At 44.1% G+C, this 15,307-nt stretch carries 13 protein-coding genes; 10 read left to right on the top strand and 3 right to left on the bottom strand.

The features are described from left to right. The first annotated feature begins 702 nt into the window (after positions 1 to 702). From FM038_RS21895 to FM038_RS21880, 4 genes are all read left to right on the top strand, one after another. Positions 703 to 1,719 (top strand): AraC family transcriptional regulator, encoded by a 1,017-nt coding sequence (locus FM038_RS21895; RefSeq protein ID WP_142873848.1) that lies wholly within the window; start codon positions 703 to 705, stop codon positions 1,717 to 1,719. Positions 1,720 to 1,809: 90 nt separating this feature from the next. Then, positions 1,810 to 3,882 (top strand): alkyl/aryl-sulfatase, encoded by a 2,073-nt coding sequence (locus FM038_RS21890; protein WP_142873849.1) that lies wholly within the window; start codon positions 1,810 to 1,812, stop codon positions 3,880 to 3,882. A 191-nt stretch (positions 3,883 to 4,073) separates the two neighbouring features. Continuing rightward, a complete protein-coding gene (locus tag FM038_RS21885; RefSeq protein ID WP_142873850.1) occupies positions 4,074 to 4,448 on the top strand; it encodes a hypothetical protein in 375 nt (124 codons plus the stop codon). An 84-nt stretch (positions 4,449 to 4,532) separates the two neighbouring features. Continuing rightward, a complete protein-coding gene (locus FM038_RS21880; RefSeq protein ID WP_142873851.1) occupies positions 4,533 to 5,909 on the top strand; it encodes a class II fumarate hydratase in 1,377 nt (458 codons plus the stop codon). A gap of 86 nt (positions 5,910 to 5,995) precedes the next feature. On the opposite strand, the gene FM038_RS21875 is transcribed toward FM038_RS21880, so the two are convergent. Next, on the bottom strand, positions 5,996 to 7,003 hold the full coding sequence (locus tag FM038_RS21875; protein WP_142874006.1) for a class I SAM-dependent rRNA methyltransferase: 1,008 nt from the start codon (positions 7,001 to 7,003) through the stop codon (positions 5,996 to 5,998). Positions 7,004 to 7,196: 193 nt separating this feature from the next. Here FM038_RS21875 and FM038_RS21870 point away from each other — a divergent pair, with 193 nt between their 5' ends. After that, positions 7,197 to 7,724: a lipase family alpha/beta hydrolase gene (locus tag FM038_RS21870; protein ID WP_229601093.1), complete on the top strand. Its 528-nt coding sequence runs from the start codon at positions 7,197 to 7,199 to the stop codon at positions 7,722 to 7,724. Positions 7,725 to 7,742: 18 nt separating this feature from the next. On the opposite strand, the gene rarD is transcribed toward FM038_RS21870, so the two are convergent. Next, positions 7,743 to 8,687, bottom strand: a complete 945-nt coding sequence (rarD, locus tag FM038_RS21865) for an EamA family transporter RarD (RefSeq protein WP_142873853.1) — start codon at positions 8,685 to 8,687, stop codon at positions 7,743 to 7,745. 281 nt (positions 8,688 to 8,968) lie between these two features. On the opposite strand from rarD, the gene mnmC2 reads away from it, so the two are divergent. The 4 genes from mnmC2 (at position 8,969) to FM038_RS21850 (ending at position 13,216) form a co-directional block, all read left to right on the top strand. Then, positions 8,969 to 9,652 carry a tRNA (5-methylaminomethyl-2-thiouridine)(34)-methyltransferase MnmC2 gene (gene mnmC2, locus FM038_RS21860; RefSeq protein WP_142873854.1) on the top strand — a complete coding sequence of 228 codons (684 nt, stop codon included), beginning with the start codon at positions 8,969 to 8,971 and terminating at the stop codon, positions 9,650 to 9,652. Positions 9,653 to 9,662: 10 nt separating this feature from the next. Beyond that, positions 9,663 to 9,770: an MnmC family methyltransferase gene (locus FM038_RS25280; protein WP_229601092.1), complete on the top strand. Its 108-nt coding sequence runs from the start codon at positions 9,663 to 9,665 to the stop codon at positions 9,768 to 9,770. 213 nt (positions 9,771 to 9,983) lie between these two features. Next, positions 9,984 to 11,564: an FG-GAP repeat domain-containing protein gene (locus FM038_RS21855; RefSeq protein WP_142873855.1), complete on the top strand. Its 1,581-nt coding sequence runs from the start codon at positions 9,984 to 9,986 to the stop codon at positions 11,562 to 11,564. 284 nt (positions 11,565 to 11,848) lie between these two features. Continuing rightward, on the top strand, positions 11,849 to 13,216 hold the full coding sequence (locus FM038_RS21850; protein WP_142873856.1) for a DUF4397 domain-containing protein: 1,368 nt from the start codon (positions 11,849 to 11,851) through the stop codon (positions 13,214 to 13,216). Between the two features lie 62 nt (positions 13,217 to 13,278). On the opposite strand, the gene FM038_RS21845 is transcribed toward FM038_RS21850, so the two are convergent. Next, positions 13,279 to 14,235, bottom strand: coding sequence for a helix-turn-helix domain-containing protein (locus FM038_RS21845; RefSeq protein WP_142873857.1), 957 nt, complete (start codon positions 14,233 to 14,235; stop codon positions 13,279 to 13,281). A 224-nt stretch (positions 14,236 to 14,459) separates the two neighbouring features. Here FM038_RS21845 and FM038_RS21840 point away from each other — a divergent pair, with 224 nt between their 5' ends. Then, the gene (locus FM038_RS21840; RefSeq protein ID WP_142873858.1) at positions 14,460 to 15,266 is read left to right on the top strand and encodes a glycine zipper domain-containing protein; all 807 of its coding nucleotides are present in this window, start codon (positions 14,460 to 14,462) and stop codon (positions 15,264 to 15,266) included. Positions 15,267 to 15,307 lie beyond the last annotated feature (41 nt).

The raw sequence follows: 15,307 nt of genomic DNA, 5'->3' as shown, positions 1-15,307 counted from the left end.
GGTATGTTTTAAAATAGTCACTAATCCATTTTGCCAAACTCATCAATGTTAGCTGCAAAGTGGAGACTACCTTGAATCATCCTTGTTAAAATTATCCCTAAAGTAACTCAAACTGACAATGGGTCTGGCGTGCTCAAGATCTCATTTACTCATCATTGGTTTAATATCCTCCTAACTGCCGCTTTAGCGGTTTTTAGTTTTGAGTTTAATGCTTGTTTGCTGATATTGTTCTGATTTGGTTGCCTTTTGGTGTTTGGGACTAAATGTCCCGGCGTGTGTGGTCAATATGTCCCTATTTGGCAGTGTCTTTATTATGCATTTATCCATTAGTACCAAGAGTTATTAACGTTAGGGGTTAGGTTTACTGTTTTTACTAAATAACAAAATTCCCTACACTTACTATGGGCTTTGGCTGGACAGGAATTAAGTGTCAGTTTCTATAGAATGTTGGCATGAAGTGATGATTATTTATCCGATAGACAAAATGACTAATAACCATTTTGTTAATTGGTATCTAAATCGTTTTGGCTGAGTAATATTGCCTAAATTACCGTGGACAGAAGTTTGCTTCTTTTATGAATTTGGCACAAGGATGGAGTACAAGTTGAGGCGTGAGTGTAGCAAGCTGCAAATAGAGAGATGATTTTAAGAGCGTTATTGTGATATTAGTTGGTCTTAATTGCAGTTTTAGAGTCTTATTCAATGGCATTAACTTCGAAATACAGCACGATTGGATCATGGGCAATTGCAATCTCGAGGGCTTTAAGTGCAAGAGGTATCGATGCGTATCGTGTATTTGACAGTGCGGGCTTAATTCTCGATGGGATTGAGGCCGCACCCGAGTCCAGAATAGCCATTGAGAAAATGACTCTGCTCTGGAGCTTAGCGGAGCAAGCGACCGGGACTCCAGAATTCGGTCTTACAGTGGGCCAGTATGCTTATCCTATGCATTTTCGATCCTTAGGTTTGCTGATGATGACTTCGGCGACACTTGCGCAGGCATTCGAAACACTGCCTAATTATTCTGCATTAGTGAGCAACTCTGCCAGTATCAAATTACAGAGAACGCCAGATCGGGTCGGGTTCACCATTACGCCATTACCAGGTGTTGAGATTAGCCCTATGTCGATTGATGCGTTTTTTGCCACCTTAGTGCATCACGGTGAACTGATTTTAGGCCATGGTAAATTTGTATTGAGTGTCGAGCTTATGCGAGCTGAGCCTAAAGATATTGCGCCATGGCATTCATGTTTTTCCTGTCCAATCTCTTTTAATAAGCTGGAAAACTGCTTATGGATGGATAGAGGTATGCTGGAGCAGTCTACAGTGATGGGAAATCCAAAACTCGCGGCTCAAAATGAGATTAAGGTAAGGGATTACTTAGATAAGATGCAGGCTCTTAAGTGGCAAGAGAAAGTCAGTCAGGCAATTCATGCCATGCTGGTATCGGGGGAACCTACAGCCCATAAAGTGGCGCAAGTGTATAATATCAGTGAGCGAACCTTGAGGCGTAAGTTAGGATCTGAGGGGGCTAGTTTTCGAGAGCTGCTGCAGCAAAAACGTAAGGAATTAGCTTATCATTACTTGATTAACACAGAGGCTTCGATCACCTTGGTCTCAGATAAGCTCGGCTATACCAGTTTGTCTAATTTTTCTCGTGCCTTTCATCGTTGGTATGGTACCAGTCCAGCTTCATTTCGATATCGAAGTAAAATATAAACGTCCGTTTATATTGGCCGAAAATGATAACCGCGTTGTTGCTGAAATGTAATAGGTTGGCTCTAGTTGTTAATGTCTGAGTGAACCTTTATGTTGAATCATCATAATAAAATCAATAGCCGTTTAGAGCGTGTGCCTAAGAATAATTATAAGCAAAGCATAAGAGCTATCTTTCCCAGTCTCTGCGCCTTAGTGCTGGTGGCCTGTCAGCCTCAAGTCGATATCAATCACAAAGCAGCATCAGCTCCAGTATTGCCTGATGCTGTCGACTCCTTTGGCTTTACCCCCGCGACTCATCATACTTTAGAGGCAAACTCTGCACTGCTGACTCAGCTGCCTTTCGAGGATATGCAAGATTTCACCGATGCAAACCGAGGTTTTATCGCTAAGCTGCCTGATTTGAAAGTGGTCGATGCGCAGGGGAAAAATATCTGGGACAGGCCTGCCTATGATTTTATTCAGGGAGAGGCACCAGCGAGTGTTAACCCGAGTCTATGGCGACAGGCGAGTTTGAATAACATCCACGGATTATTTGAAGTGACCCAGGGGGTATATCAGGTTCGTGGTTTCGACTTAGCGAACATGACAGTGATCGCCGGAAAATCAGGTTGGATCATCGTCGATCCTTTGACCACGGCAGAAACAGCAAAGGCTGCTCTAGCATTTGTAAATAATCAGCTCGGTGAAAGACCTGTCTCAGGCATTATCTTTACTCATAGCCATATGGATCATTTTGGTGGGGCTCTAGGTCTACTGGATGATGCACAACTTGCTGATATTGGCGCGATAGATATAGTCGCACCAGCTGGTTTTATGCATGAGGCCACCAGTGAAAATGTCATGGCCGGAACAGCCATGAGCCGCCGCGCCATGTACATGTATGGCAAACAGCTACCTAGATCGCCTCGGGGGCATATCGATTCGGGCTTAGGTAAGGAGCCAGCATTTGGTACGTTCAGTATCCTGGCGCCGACTATCACAGTTGAAGTCGATGAGACTAAGGTGATCGATGGGGTGAAGTTCGAGTTTCAGATAGTATCCGGTACAGAGGCTCCCTCTGAATTTACCTTTTATTTGCCAGAGCTGCAGGCCTATTGCGGCGCCGAGCTAGTCTCTAAGACCATGCATAATCTCTATACCTTGCGTGGAGCGAAAGTCAGGGATGCATTGGAATGGAGTCGCTCGATTGATGAGGCACTCACTAATCAGCAAGAGGCCAAGGTCTATTTCGGCAGCCATCATTGGCCGATATGGGGTGGGGATGCCATCGCTGATTTCTTAGGAAAGCAGAGAGACACTTATAAATACATTCACGATCAATCTGTACGCATGCTCAACCAGGGGCTAACGCCTGCCGAGATAGCCGAAGCGATCGAGATGCCACCAGCGCTAGCGAGTACCTTCGCCAGTCGAGGCTATTATGGCACAGCTAAACACAATGCTAAGGCTGTCTATCAGGCTTATCTTGGTTGGTATGATGCTAATCCGGCTAACTTGGATCCTTTGCCTGAGTCTCAATCGGCTCAAAAATATGTCGACCTGATGGGAGGCGCGGCTGCGGTGCTAGCTCATGGGGAGCAAGCCTTTGTTACTGGGGAATATCGTTGGGCCGCTGAACTGCTCAATAAGCTCGTTTTTGCTGACAGTACTAATCTAGCCGCTAAGGAGTTACTGGCTAAGAGTTATGATCAACTTGGCTATCAAGCAGAGTCTGCCGCTTGGCGTGATGTGTATCTATCGGCTGCATTTGAGTTACGTCATGGTACTCCGGAGAAGGGCATAGATTTAGTTTCTATGAAGCAGATATTACTGCGCTCTCCGGTGGAGAACTTCCTGCAATCCATGGCATCACGTGTGATCGGCCCCGAAGCGTTTGGTAAGCATTATTTGCTCAATATTAACTTTATCGATCTCGATGAAAACTATGTATTGGAGCTGAACAATTCAGTCTTACATCACCGCAAAGCAGCTAAGGATCAGAATGCCGATGTGACCTTAAATATCAGTCATGAGCTATTCATCGATCTGATCATAGGTCATGCCGGGGCTTCGGATCTCTTGTTCTCCGATGAGCTCAATATTGAGGGCAGCAAGTTGGATCTAGTGAGCTTCTTTAGATTATTGGATAAGCCCAAAGGCGTGTTCGATATCGTTACACCATAGAGGTCATTAGGTCAGGCAGTTCCTAGTTCCTAGTTCCTAGGTCCTAGGAACTAGAATCTCCACTCATTAATCTAATGCAGCCCTCTTTATCGTTTGAGTCTTGCTGCGTAAATACCATTGACATATTTACTATAAAACCACTTAATGATATTGATTCCCATTCTCACTATCGCTCTCGTTAGGTGATTTGTATGTGCCAATGTTTTCCACAGTTTAATCATCAAGATCCAGCGATCAATGTGCTGCGTCATAAGATCCGCCACGGCGAAGACGTTGATAATCCCAGCCTAGTATTGATCTGGTTTTCCATGGAGCAAGCCTTAATGGGTGGATGCAAACATGCTGCCTGGTCCCTCCATGTGGCAGAGTATCGATTATTGCTCGATACTTTAGCTGATGACATGCTCGAGAGTCACTGGAGGCTCTGGTGTTTAGATAACATCTACAAACCCTTGAGTGCCTTGTCGAGGCTCGTTGACAGTGACTCTCAGAAACAAGAGTTAGAGCAGTTATTTTATGAGTTAAGAGTGACTAGCCAATTCTTTAAAGCAGGCTTAGCTCACTAAGAAAGGACATTGGCCAGTTTTTCAAATCAGGTTTAGCACATTGAATGAGCCGAAAGTATGTAATAAATAACGGATAGGAAGATCATGACGACACGTATTGAAAAAGACAGCATGGGAGAGCTTCAGGTGCCAGCTTCGGCGCTATACGGCGCCCAAACACAGCGAGCGGTGAACAACTTTCCAATCAGTGGTAAGAGAATGCCTGAGTCATTTATTCGTGCCTTACTGCTGGCTAAATCGGCTGCGGCCCAGGCGAACGCAAAGCTAGCCTTGTTGCCACAAGATATGGCAGATGGTATCTCAGCTGCAGTGTCTCAGCTGCTCGATGAGAAGGAGATGATGCAGCACTTCCCGGTGGATGTGTTTCAAACTGGCTCAGGCACGAGTTCGAACATGAACGCCAACGAAGTATTGGCCACGTTAGCGTCAAAAATTTCCAATCAAACTGTAGGTGCCAATGACCATGTCAATTATGGTCAGAGTAGTAACGATATCATTCCCTCCAGTATTCATATCAGTGCTGCCATGGAGCTGGAAAATAGCCTGTTACCTGCGCTGGAACATCTGCTGAAAGTGATTAAACAGAAGGCGGGCGAAGTCGATCACCATATCAAGACCGGCCGGACTCATCTTATGGATGCTATGCCGGTGCGTATGAGTCAGAGCTTGCTGAGTTGGGCTAGCCAGATAGAACACAATATTGATCTGATTGATGGGATTAAGCCGAGATTACAGAGCCTAGCTCAGGGAGGGACGGCGGTTGGCACTGGGATTAATGCCCATGAAGATTTTGCGGCAGAATTTAATCATCAACTCAGTGAGATGACAGGTCTCACGTTTACCCAAGCGAGCAATTTTTTCAGTCATATTGGTACTCAAGACATCGCAGTTTCATTGTCGGGACAGTTGAAAACCACGGCCGTATCTATGATGAAGATAGCTAACGATCTGCGTTGGATGAATTCGGGACCTTTAGCTGGACTCGGTGAGATTGAGCTGCAAGCCTTACAACCTGGTTCGTCTATCATGCCGGGTAAGGTCAATCCGGTGATCCCCGAGGCTGCGACTATGGTGGCGGCTCAGGTCATAGGTAACGATAGCGCTATCACAGTGGGTGGTCAGGCGGGGAATTTTGAATTAAATGTGATGCTGCCTATGATTGCTGACAACTTGCTTTCAAGCATAAATCTGCTGGCTAATGTCAGTTATCTATTGGCAGATAAGGCGATAGCGACATTCAAGGTTAACGAGGCGCAATTGCAGAAAGCCTTGGCGCGTAACCCCATCTTAGTGACCGCGCTTAACCCGATTATCGGCTATGCTAAGGCTGCTGAAATTGCTAAGAAAGCCTATAAAGAAGGCCGAGCCGTATTGGATGTGGCCGAGGAAGAAACTGACATCTCTCGAGAAGAGCTTGAGAAGCTTTTAGATCCGGCCAAGCTCACCTTAGGTGGTTTGTAATACCTAAGGTTTAAAATTATGAGCCTAGCCAGTTGCTACAGGCTAGGCGTGATGTTTTGCTAAAGGGATCAAGGTTAAAACGTAAGTTAATCAACCGTTAACGCGACGATCTTTAATGGATGATTACCGTCAAACGATGGGAAATCGGCATGGCAATCCAGCCAGCTATGACTGCTAACTGTTCGTCCCTGCTTTTCGACACAACGCACAAGTGCATCAAACCAAGCTTCACGGTCGACTTTGGCGACGTTATTACAACAGACAATCGTACCGCCCGCTTTTGTAGTCAGTAGCGCAGGTTTAAACAGGCTTTGATAATCATTGATCAGATCGACAATGCCGAAGGGGCTCTTGGCAAAGCGTGGTGGATCAAGAAAGACGAGGTCAAATTGCGTCGCCGGTAATTTGGGATATTTAGGTAGCTTCTGGTTACGACGGCCAGCCACTTTAAGGCCTGCTAGCTGTCTCAGCGCTGGAAAGGCATCACTCTGAATAAACTCGCAAACATCACTTACTTGATTGAGCTCTGCATTTGTTTTGCCAGCGGCTAATGCAAATGAGGAGAAATCTATATTCATGACTCGAGTTGCGCCGCCCACTGCGGCCGCAGTGCCGATACCACAGGTATAGGAGAACAAGTTAAGCACTGTCTTGTTATGGCTATTGGCTTGGACGAATTCACGACCTACTCTCATATCCAGAAACAGCAGTGGGTCTTGTCCTTCGTGACGCAGTTTAGAGGTGAACTTAATGCCATTTTCATGCATGACTTGAGCTTGGTTAGCAAAGTCATCATTAATCACATCCAGCTTGTTCATCACTCGAGAATTTTTGTCTGAGCGATCGTTGTAGATCACGGGTAACTCTTCCACTTGTGTGAGTGAGTCACTGATCTCTTGAAGTTCATCATCACTTAATGCTTGATGAAAACTCTGGATTAACCAGGCTTCGCCATACCTGTCTATGTTTAAACCATTAATGCCTTCGACTGTGCCATGAAATACGCGATAACAATCAGTATTACTTGCCTTAGCTTGGGTAAGCAATTGATGGCGTTTTTCGAGGGCGGAGGCTAAAAATGTAGAGATAGACATGGTAAATAACTCGTTTAAATGGGTAATATTGACTGTAGGCAGTTGCCGACTGGCAATGATAGCAAAATTGAACGCTAAAATCGGCGTTGGGTTTGATAAAAATGAGACTCGCTGACAGATGAGTACTACAGAGAAAAGAGCAAAACTGGTATTGGTCCATGGCATTTTCAATACCGGCTCTGTGATGAGCTGGATGTCTAAGCAGTTTTCTTCTCAGGGTTTTGACTGCTTTACTCCCACCTTATCGCCTTTCGATGGCAGATGTGGCGTCGAGTTCGCGGCCCAAAACCTTAAACAGCAGATCACTGCTCGATTTGGCGAGCAGGAAACCATCGCCATTATCGGTTTTAGTATGGGGGGGATAGTCGCTCGATTTTATCTGCAGCAACTGGGCGGCAACGTGCGGACCAGCCACCTTTTTACAGTATCAAGCCCACACTTAGGCAGTTATATGGCCTATCTTCCCTATCCTTCAAAGGCTTTTAGGCAATTAAGACCCAATAGTGAGCTACTGAGCTTGTTAGATAGCACCGTCGGGACACTGGATGGTCTATCGCTATTTTCATACTGTGCAGCAGTTGATTATACCGTTGCCCCTAGCCGTTCCCATTGGCCTGTAGCAACCAATAAGCAGCTCGATGTTTATCTACATATGTCGATGATATTTAGCCACAAGCTTGTTAGAGAGATCACTGAAAAACTCACCAGCCTAGAAAGATGATTTAAACTGCCATGGCTTCTAGATACCTGCAGCTTTATTTTCTGCTCGTCTCTGCCTGAGATTTGGAAGGGCCTCTAATGAGCACAGTAGTAATCCTGTCCAGATCAATGCAAAGCTTACCGCTTTGACCTGATCAAAATGCTCGTTAAACAGCAAGACGGCTAACAGAAAGTGCATGCTAGGCTCGATATATTGCATTAGGCCAATCATAGAGAGGCTAGTACGGCTGATAGCAAGTGCGAAAAAGAGCAGCGGCATTAAGGTCACGGGTGCGGTGCCCATATATATCAATAGTTGTTTCCAATCGAAATCTTGCTGGTTAGCAAATAGCCCTGCTAGGGCGACGCTCTGATCTGAACTCCATAACCAGATAAGGTAACCAAGCGCAATGGGTAGCAAAATCGCCGCCTCTAGCGTCACAGAGGTTATGGAGTCGAATCGAATGAACTTCTTACATAGGCCGTAGAGGGCAAAGAAGCCTCCCATGGCTAGAGATAACCAAGGTAGCTCGCCATAACTAAATATCATATAACTGATGCCACAGGTGCCCAATAATCCTGCAAGTACCTGGGCTTTAGATAATTTATCCCCCAGAAACAACACCCCAAGCGCGATGGCAAATAGGGGGTTAATAAAATAGCCTAAACTTGCAGCAAGCACCTGCCCGTGTGTTATCGCCCAAGTAAAGCTATACCAAGATACGCACATTAAGACAGAGGCGAGTCCGCATAATGCAACCGATCGCTTATCCGCTTTAAGTAAGGCGATTGAGGGAAGTTGCTTACCTAGAGTTAGAAAGACTAATACCATGAAGGGCACTGAAAAGGTGATCCTAAATGCCTGTAGTTCATTCGTATCCGCACTCGTTAGCATCTGAAAATAGAGCGGCATTATGCCCCAGAGTAAAAAAGCGAAGGCGGCAAGGGCATTACCCTTGAATGTGACATTACAGGTGTGTGGCATGGTTTTGGACCTAGTATCAAAATGGTATATAACTTAAAACGAATCTGGGTGGTTTTTACTGCGTTCTGAATAGGGGTGATATTGAACTGGCTGGGTTTAATCACTTGCTGGTTATAGTAATATAAAGGGTTCAAAAAATGTGTGCTTGCCGTCATACGAATTCAGATCATAAGTGGATATTTTAAATATATTTTCATGTTGAAATGAACATTCGATAAAAAGTAGAGTGTGTTTTGATGTTCAGAGGCTGTGAGCTGCAATATAAAGTTTGAGGTTGATAAGTGTTCAATAAGATCGAAGTTAAAATGACGAAAGATGGCTCACATACTCTGATGAGCTCGCTGTTCGATGACAGCTACCATGCGCATAATGGAGCCATGAGTGAGTCTGAACATGTTTATATTCAGGCTGGATTTGAGCAATTAGACCATGAGTTTGCACAAGTCAATATTCTGGAGTTGGGATTTGGCTCAGGTATGAATGCCATACTGACATTAAAAAGTGCTTTAGCTAAAACAGGAAACATAGAGCGACCGATCCGCTTTATCAGTATAGAGGCTTACCCCATTCCTTTGGATATCGTCGCTCAGCTCAATTATAAGACTGGCTTCTCCCCCCAATTAGCCGAGCTGTTCGACAAGCTACATCAAGCTCCTTGGGGTTGTGATGTGGAGATCATGCCTGGTTTTATCCTGCACAAGGTACATGCTAAGTTGCAGGATTTTACTACCGATATCAACTCCATAAATTTGGTTTTTTACGATGCTTTTGCACCGAGTAAGCAGCCAGAATTATGGCTGCAAGATAACTTCGATAGGCTTTTCCCTGTGATGCAACAGGGAGGTATGCTGGTGTCTTACTGCGCGAACGGTCAATTCAAACGAAACTTAAAAGCAGCAGGTTTCAGAGTTAAAGCTTACCCAGGTGCGTTAGGCCGCCGTGAGATGACCCAGGCGTGGAAATAACCATCTTACTGTGGCAACCAAGGGGCAATTCAAGCGCAATCTAAAAGCAGCAGGTTTCAGAGTTAAAGCTTACCCAGGTGCGTTAGGCCGCCGTGAGATGACCCGGGCGTGGAAATAACCATCTTACTGTGGCAACCAAGGGTCAGTTTAAACGAAACTTGAAAGCCAATTGATGTATAAATGGTCATCTATGGCATTAGTTTGTAACATCTGGTTAACTGAACTTTCTTTTTTTTTCAGAGTCGATAGATTAAGTGTTTAAGGTTATGCGCGATTTAGACAGATCATATCGGGTCTATACCAATTGGTATTAAAATGGAGTTAGTTGCAGATGGAAAAAATAATAAGCGGTTTATCGCGTTTATCGACGCTTGCTGCATTGTCAGTGTTGGCACCTATTTTGGCAATGGCATCATCTGGAGTTTATGCAGCCTCTAAAAGCACTGGAGTGACACTCGAATCTCATAATGTAGAAGCCTCTTTCAATCTGACTCATCCTATATTGCCAGCGAATATACTCGCCGCTAATGGCAAGGAGTTAATCACGTTTGGTGTTGATGAACTTCAACAAAAATGGCTAACCGTTTTTACTTTTAATAAGACTCAAGGGAAATATATTGAGTCATCTAAGACAAAATTACCCGGGAATTTTTTGGGGTTTGATTTAACCCAACGTGATGCCGACAATTCATCTCGGCAAGCTAACGCCCATGAATTACAACAGCTTATGTTTATATCCAGTCAGCAGTTATTTAAATTTGTTCCCAGTGATAAATTAAATCCTTTTCAGGTTATCGCCGATATTGATTCTATGTCTTTGAAGCCACGTCCAGACCATATCAGTGACAGTGATTTTATCCGCGATCTCAATGGAGATGGCCTGGATGACATTATTATTTCTGACTTTTCCCATGTTGAGCTTTTTATCGCTCAAGGTGAGGGTGGTTTTCTGCGACAAAATCTACCTATTAAGCCTCAGGTTCGGCTTTACAACGACGGCGCTCGTTACACTCAAGCTAAGCTTTACAGTGCAGATATTAATCTCGATGGTAAGCCCGACATCGTTAAAATTGGCGAGGGAGAACTTGAGGTTTATGCTCAGCTAGAGTCAGGCAATTTCGACAATATTGCAAAATACAGCTCTGTGCGTTTGGCTATCAGTGGACTGGATTGGTGGAATAAAAGAGATGCTTACGGCGAACAATTAGATCAAAGCTCCCTGGTGTACCGTAAAGTTGAGGAGCTCAAAGACATCAACAATGATGGCTTGACCGATTTGGTCGTACGTTACACCAAGAGCTCTGGGGTGCTTGATAGAGTCAATGATTATGAAGTCTATCTTGGAGAGAATATAAAAGGAAAGTTGAGTTTTCCGAAGAAGCCCAATAGCGTCATTAGGGCTGATGGCACCTTAACTGGACTCGAGTTCATTGATATTGATAGTGACAATAAAGATGAAGTGCTGGTGGCAGGGTTTGATATAGGCTTGTCACAAATTATCGGCGCCTTGATTTCAGGCAATATAGATCAAGATGTTTATCTGTTTAAGATGGATGAGAATAGCCTTTTTTCTGATGATGCGAATATTATCAAGGAGGTGGAGCTGAATTTCAGTCTCACCTCGGGTCAAAGTGGTAGTCCAGTCGTCAAGCTTGCAGATCTTAATGGTGATGGTTTGCAGGATCTGTTGTTGTCTGATGGTGATGATACTTTGCAGATCTTTCTCGGTAGCCAGAGTGAACGGCTTTTTGCCAAACGCAGTGAGGAGATCAATGTGAAGTTGCCTCAAGATGGTGGCATGGTAACGAGTGAAGATCTTAACGGTGATGGTAAAGATGATCTTTTGATTAAATATGGTCAGCAAGACGATAAGTCGTTGCAGAACAAGTTTAAGGTGATTTTGTCCGGCTGATGAAGTTTAGAGGCTAACTGCAGCTATAGACGCTCTGCACTTAGCTGAAGCAGACTCAATGTAAACTAGATTTATATTCACAACATATCAGACTATTTTCTTCACTATAACGACGCCAATGTGCGTCGTTTTTTTATGTGTTTAATTTGATATTCAATTGCTTGCAAAATTATAGATAGGATTACCTTTTATTACTCAGCTTGACGTTTCTTGACCTATTTTATTTGTCATAAGTAGCGACCATGTAAATGGCGATAACAATTGAGTATCAAAAGGAGTTAATTTTGAAGAAAAATATTTGGGGATATATCGGGCTGCTATCAGCATTGCTTATTGGCGCTACGGGTTGTAGTTCCGATGATGAAGAGAGTTCAACAGCTACAAGCTATGTTCAGCTCTATAACGCGTCAGCGAACAGTACAAGTTTAAGCCTGTCATTAGATGATTATCAGTATACGGCGGTCGAGTACGCTAATGCTATGCCAAAGTATGCGTATTCAGTCGGAGAGGTTGAACTTGAGATTATTGGAGAGGACGATATTGGTGATGAGTTAGTTAATTATCAGCAGACACTCGATCTCAATAACGGTGATCACCATCTGTTTATGTTAATTGGGGATTATCATTCGCCAGAGTTTATGGATATTAGTTATCAGACCACTGAGATGGATGAGTTTAATGATGACGAAGATGTCGATTATAGCAAGATGCAACTTCTTGTGGCACACACAGCGATGGATGCTGGTGCATTTGATGTCTATATCGGTGTCGATGGCCGCGACTTCATCGATGCCACGCACCTAGACAGTTTGAGTTATAAAGGCAGTACGTCGGCAGTGACCTTAGATACAGGAGATTATGTCCTCTATTTGACAGAGCCTGGGGCTGTGGAGCCTATTTATATCACGGCGGCACTTTCGTTATCATCTGAAACTGTCTACAAACTGGTTATTCGAGACAGTTTTGGGCCGGGAACGCCTAATATCACCATAGATAATGTGGACTCGACCTCTGGGGCGGATAACTATTCTAATGTCGAGGCCAATGCTGAGTTCCGCTTATTCAACGGCTTGAGTGAACATGGAAATCTAGACGTTCTCGTTAGCAATAATGGCAATGACATTGCGTTAAAAGGTATTGAACTTGGGCAGAGTACGGCATTTCAGTCTGTTGATTTTGATGATTATGGGGTGACAATCACTCAGAGTGAATCTCAAGCTCTGCTTGCTAACAACCTCCTGGTGACATTTAATCAGGATGAGACTAAATCTATGCTGCTGTATCAGGATGAAGCAGAGCAGATTAAGGGGTTGACGCTGGTGCATGATCTTAGGCCAAGGGCCTATGAGAGTTTGATAAATTTTGCAAACCTTGTGCATAGCTTTGATGATTTGAGCATTTATTTTGTTGCTGAAGATGAAACCATAGACTCTGCAGAATATAAGATTGATGGGGTAGATTTTGCTGAAGATGAATCACTGCTTCTACCTACAGGGTATTACGAGGTCAGCGTGGTGTATGAAGATGACAATAGTAATCTAACCTTGTTGTATCAGTCTGAACTAATGAGCTTTGACGACAGTCAATATACCTTGGCGCTCTATGAAGACCAGATGCAGGCCTTAGGTTATCAGCTGACAGTCATTAACTAGCTGGCAGATTAATCAAGTTAACCCGTAAAAGAGTACCGATATTTCTGTAAAAGGTGCTCTTTTTAAGTTGAGGCTTGTTTACGCATCACATTGAGCATCAGCGGGGTAGCGAGAAGCTCTGCTCTTTGCAAGTTAAACGAGATGTAACTGTAACGTTTTCCTAGATATTTAGCGCCATCGAGCCGATCCTTGAGTCGTTCCCCTTGCCCTAAACGCTTACCAGACAGAAAGTCCATTAACTTGATGCCAATATCACTGCGGGCCTTATAGCCCAATGATAAATTGAGTGGGTTTTCAACTAAGGTAAATAACATGTGTAGCAAAGAGTCTTCGGCCACATGGCGTCCACCAATATATGCACTTAGCATATACAGGCAAGCAGGTTGATCCTTCTCGATGAGATCGTCGGTGGTTAACTGGGTTTCTTGCATCTTACCGCTGAGCAGAGCGGATAATGTGTCTTCATCTATGCGTATATAAATGGAGTGTCCCATTAAAATATCATCTATCTGATAGAATATTGCCTCAGTGGAAGAAAATAAAACCAATTGAGCTAAAAATTCTGTATCCCAAGATTCGCGCTGCCGAGTTAAGTTATTATGGGAATTAGATACCCAACGTAATTTTTGTAATAGATTGTCGCTATGCTTATTTAACTTTTCAAAGTTAGGTTCATCCTGAGGAATATAAGGATGAGCCCCCATCACGTGATTATAATTAGTTTGCTGCGCTAACATCTGTAGAAATGCAGACATAGAAGGCAGTTGCTTCAATTCAAAGTTAGGGTCAGCGAGTAACAAGTGTGGCTCATCGCCAAAAAACTCCATCAGGGCAACTTGCCTGCGGATGTTAGGGCTGACTCGTCCTCGTTCCCAGCGGCTGATAGTCAGGGAATCCAGCTCAGAAAACAGTGGGCTAAAGTCTTGTAGCTGAAGTGCTAGTGACTCTTGTGAAAGCTCTTGTTGAGTGCGCTTTTGAAACAGGTACTCATCTATACCGGTATATTGTGTCGTGTTCATTATTCCTCTTTCGGATCACAGATATTATTTGTGAAACTCAGCTAAATCAATCTGAACGCTCGCTGTACCAAGAGTCAGAAACCTCTAGGCATTGTGAAGATTAATTTATGAAACCTTGCCCTAATGTTGACGCGTGCTATCTGGTTTAATCACCACACTAACGGATTGATAGCCACACCAATCTTATTGGTACTAATGTACCGCTTTATGTCGAGGAATACACTATGACTACCATGAAAAAGACCTTACTTGCAGCATTGTGCGTTTCTGTTCTGAGTGCTTGTGCCAGTACCAGTGAAAATGGTGAACGAGATCAAAATCGAGGCTTAAAAACGGGAGCCGCCGGTGGAGCCTTGATTGGTTTAGCTATGGGAGCGGCTTTGGGTGATGCAAGCTTGGCAGCCAAAGGCGCTATGGTTGGCGCTGCCACAGGCGCTGCAGCTGGAGCGGCTGCAGATTACCACAATGATAGAGAAGATCACCGCAACGAAAATGCGACTAAAAATATTAATGTTAATGGTTTAGGCAGTTCGCCAATAGCTGCGGCTAGCGTATCTACAATCCCACAAAACTGGGATAAGTTGGATAGCTTTAACGGTCAATGGCGGGTTGATGTTTGGGCTTTGGATGCTCAAGGCGAGCGTATCGAAGCCAGTGGTGTAGCAAAAGGCAGCTTAGCCAAAACAACGGCCGCTGAACTGCAGTTTGATGAGCTAAAAGTTAATGGTGAGCCTCATGGCCTAACAGGTAAGGTACAACTCGCTTATACGCCCAATGATGGCTATAGCCTGATAACTGACTTTAGTCATAATGAACAGGTGCGCTTCTCGGGTGAGTATAATGGGGCAAGCCAAAGATATAGCTATTATCCTGTGAACGCTAAAGGCCTGACACTCAATGGTGCAGACAGACACAATATGCGGTTGGAATTAAGGTTTGCCGGAAAAGATGTGTTCTTAGTAGATACCTTTACTCAAATTAAAGGTGAAGAGAAGCAGATACAATCTTATCGTTTTACGCGTCAAGGCTAGCGATTGAGGAAAGGGAGCTTATAGCTCCCTTTTTAGTTGTT

Source organism: Shewanella eurypsychrophilus (assembly GCF_007004545.3).
Taxonomy (GTDB): Bacteria; Pseudomonadota; Gammaproteobacteria; order Enterobacterales; family Shewanellaceae; genus Shewanella; species Shewanella eurypsychrophilus.
Note: the sequence above shows the minus strand (reverse complement) of the source record. Positions and strands in the feature narration are given on the sequence as shown.

Excerpts from the sequence above, each read along its gene's own strand:
- FM038_RS21895 (WP_142873848.1), top strand. The coding sequence starts at position 703 with ATGGCATTAACTTCGAAATACAGCACGATTGGATCATGGGCAATTGCA.
- FM038_RS21890 (WP_142873849.1), top strand. The coding sequence starts at position 1,810 with ATGTTGAATCATCATAATAAAATCAATAGCCGTTTAGAGCGTGTGCCT.
- FM038_RS21885 (WP_142873850.1), top strand. The coding sequence starts at position 4,074 with ATGTGCCAATGTTTTCCACAGTTTAATCATCAAGATCCAGCGATCAAT.
- FM038_RS21880 (WP_142873851.1), top strand. The coding sequence starts at position 4,533 with ATGACGACACGTATTGAAAAAGACAGCATGGGAGAGCTTCAGGTGCCA.
- FM038_RS21875 (WP_142874006.1), bottom strand. The coding sequence starts at position 7,003 with ATGTCTATCTCTACATTTTTAGCCTCCGCCCTCGAAAAACGCCATCAA.
- FM038_RS21870 (WP_229601093.1), top strand. The coding sequence starts at position 7,197 with ATGTCTAAGCAGTTTTCTTCTCAGGGTTTTGACTGCTTTACTCCCACC.
- rarD (WP_142873853.1), bottom strand. The coding sequence starts at position 8,687 with ATGCCACACACCTGTAATGTCACATTCAAGGGTAATGCCCTTGCCGCC.
- FM038_RS21855 (WP_142873855.1), top strand. The coding sequence starts at position 9,984 with ATGGAAAAAATAATAAGCGGTTTATCGCGTTTATCGACGCTTGCTGCA.
- FM038_RS21845 (WP_142873857.1), bottom strand. The coding sequence starts at position 14,235 with ATGAACACGACACAATATACCGGTATAGATGAGTACCTGTTTCAAAAG.
- FM038_RS21840 (WP_142873858.1), top strand. The coding sequence starts at position 14,460 with ATGACTACCATGAAAAAGACCTTACTTGCAGCATTGTGCGTTTCTGTT.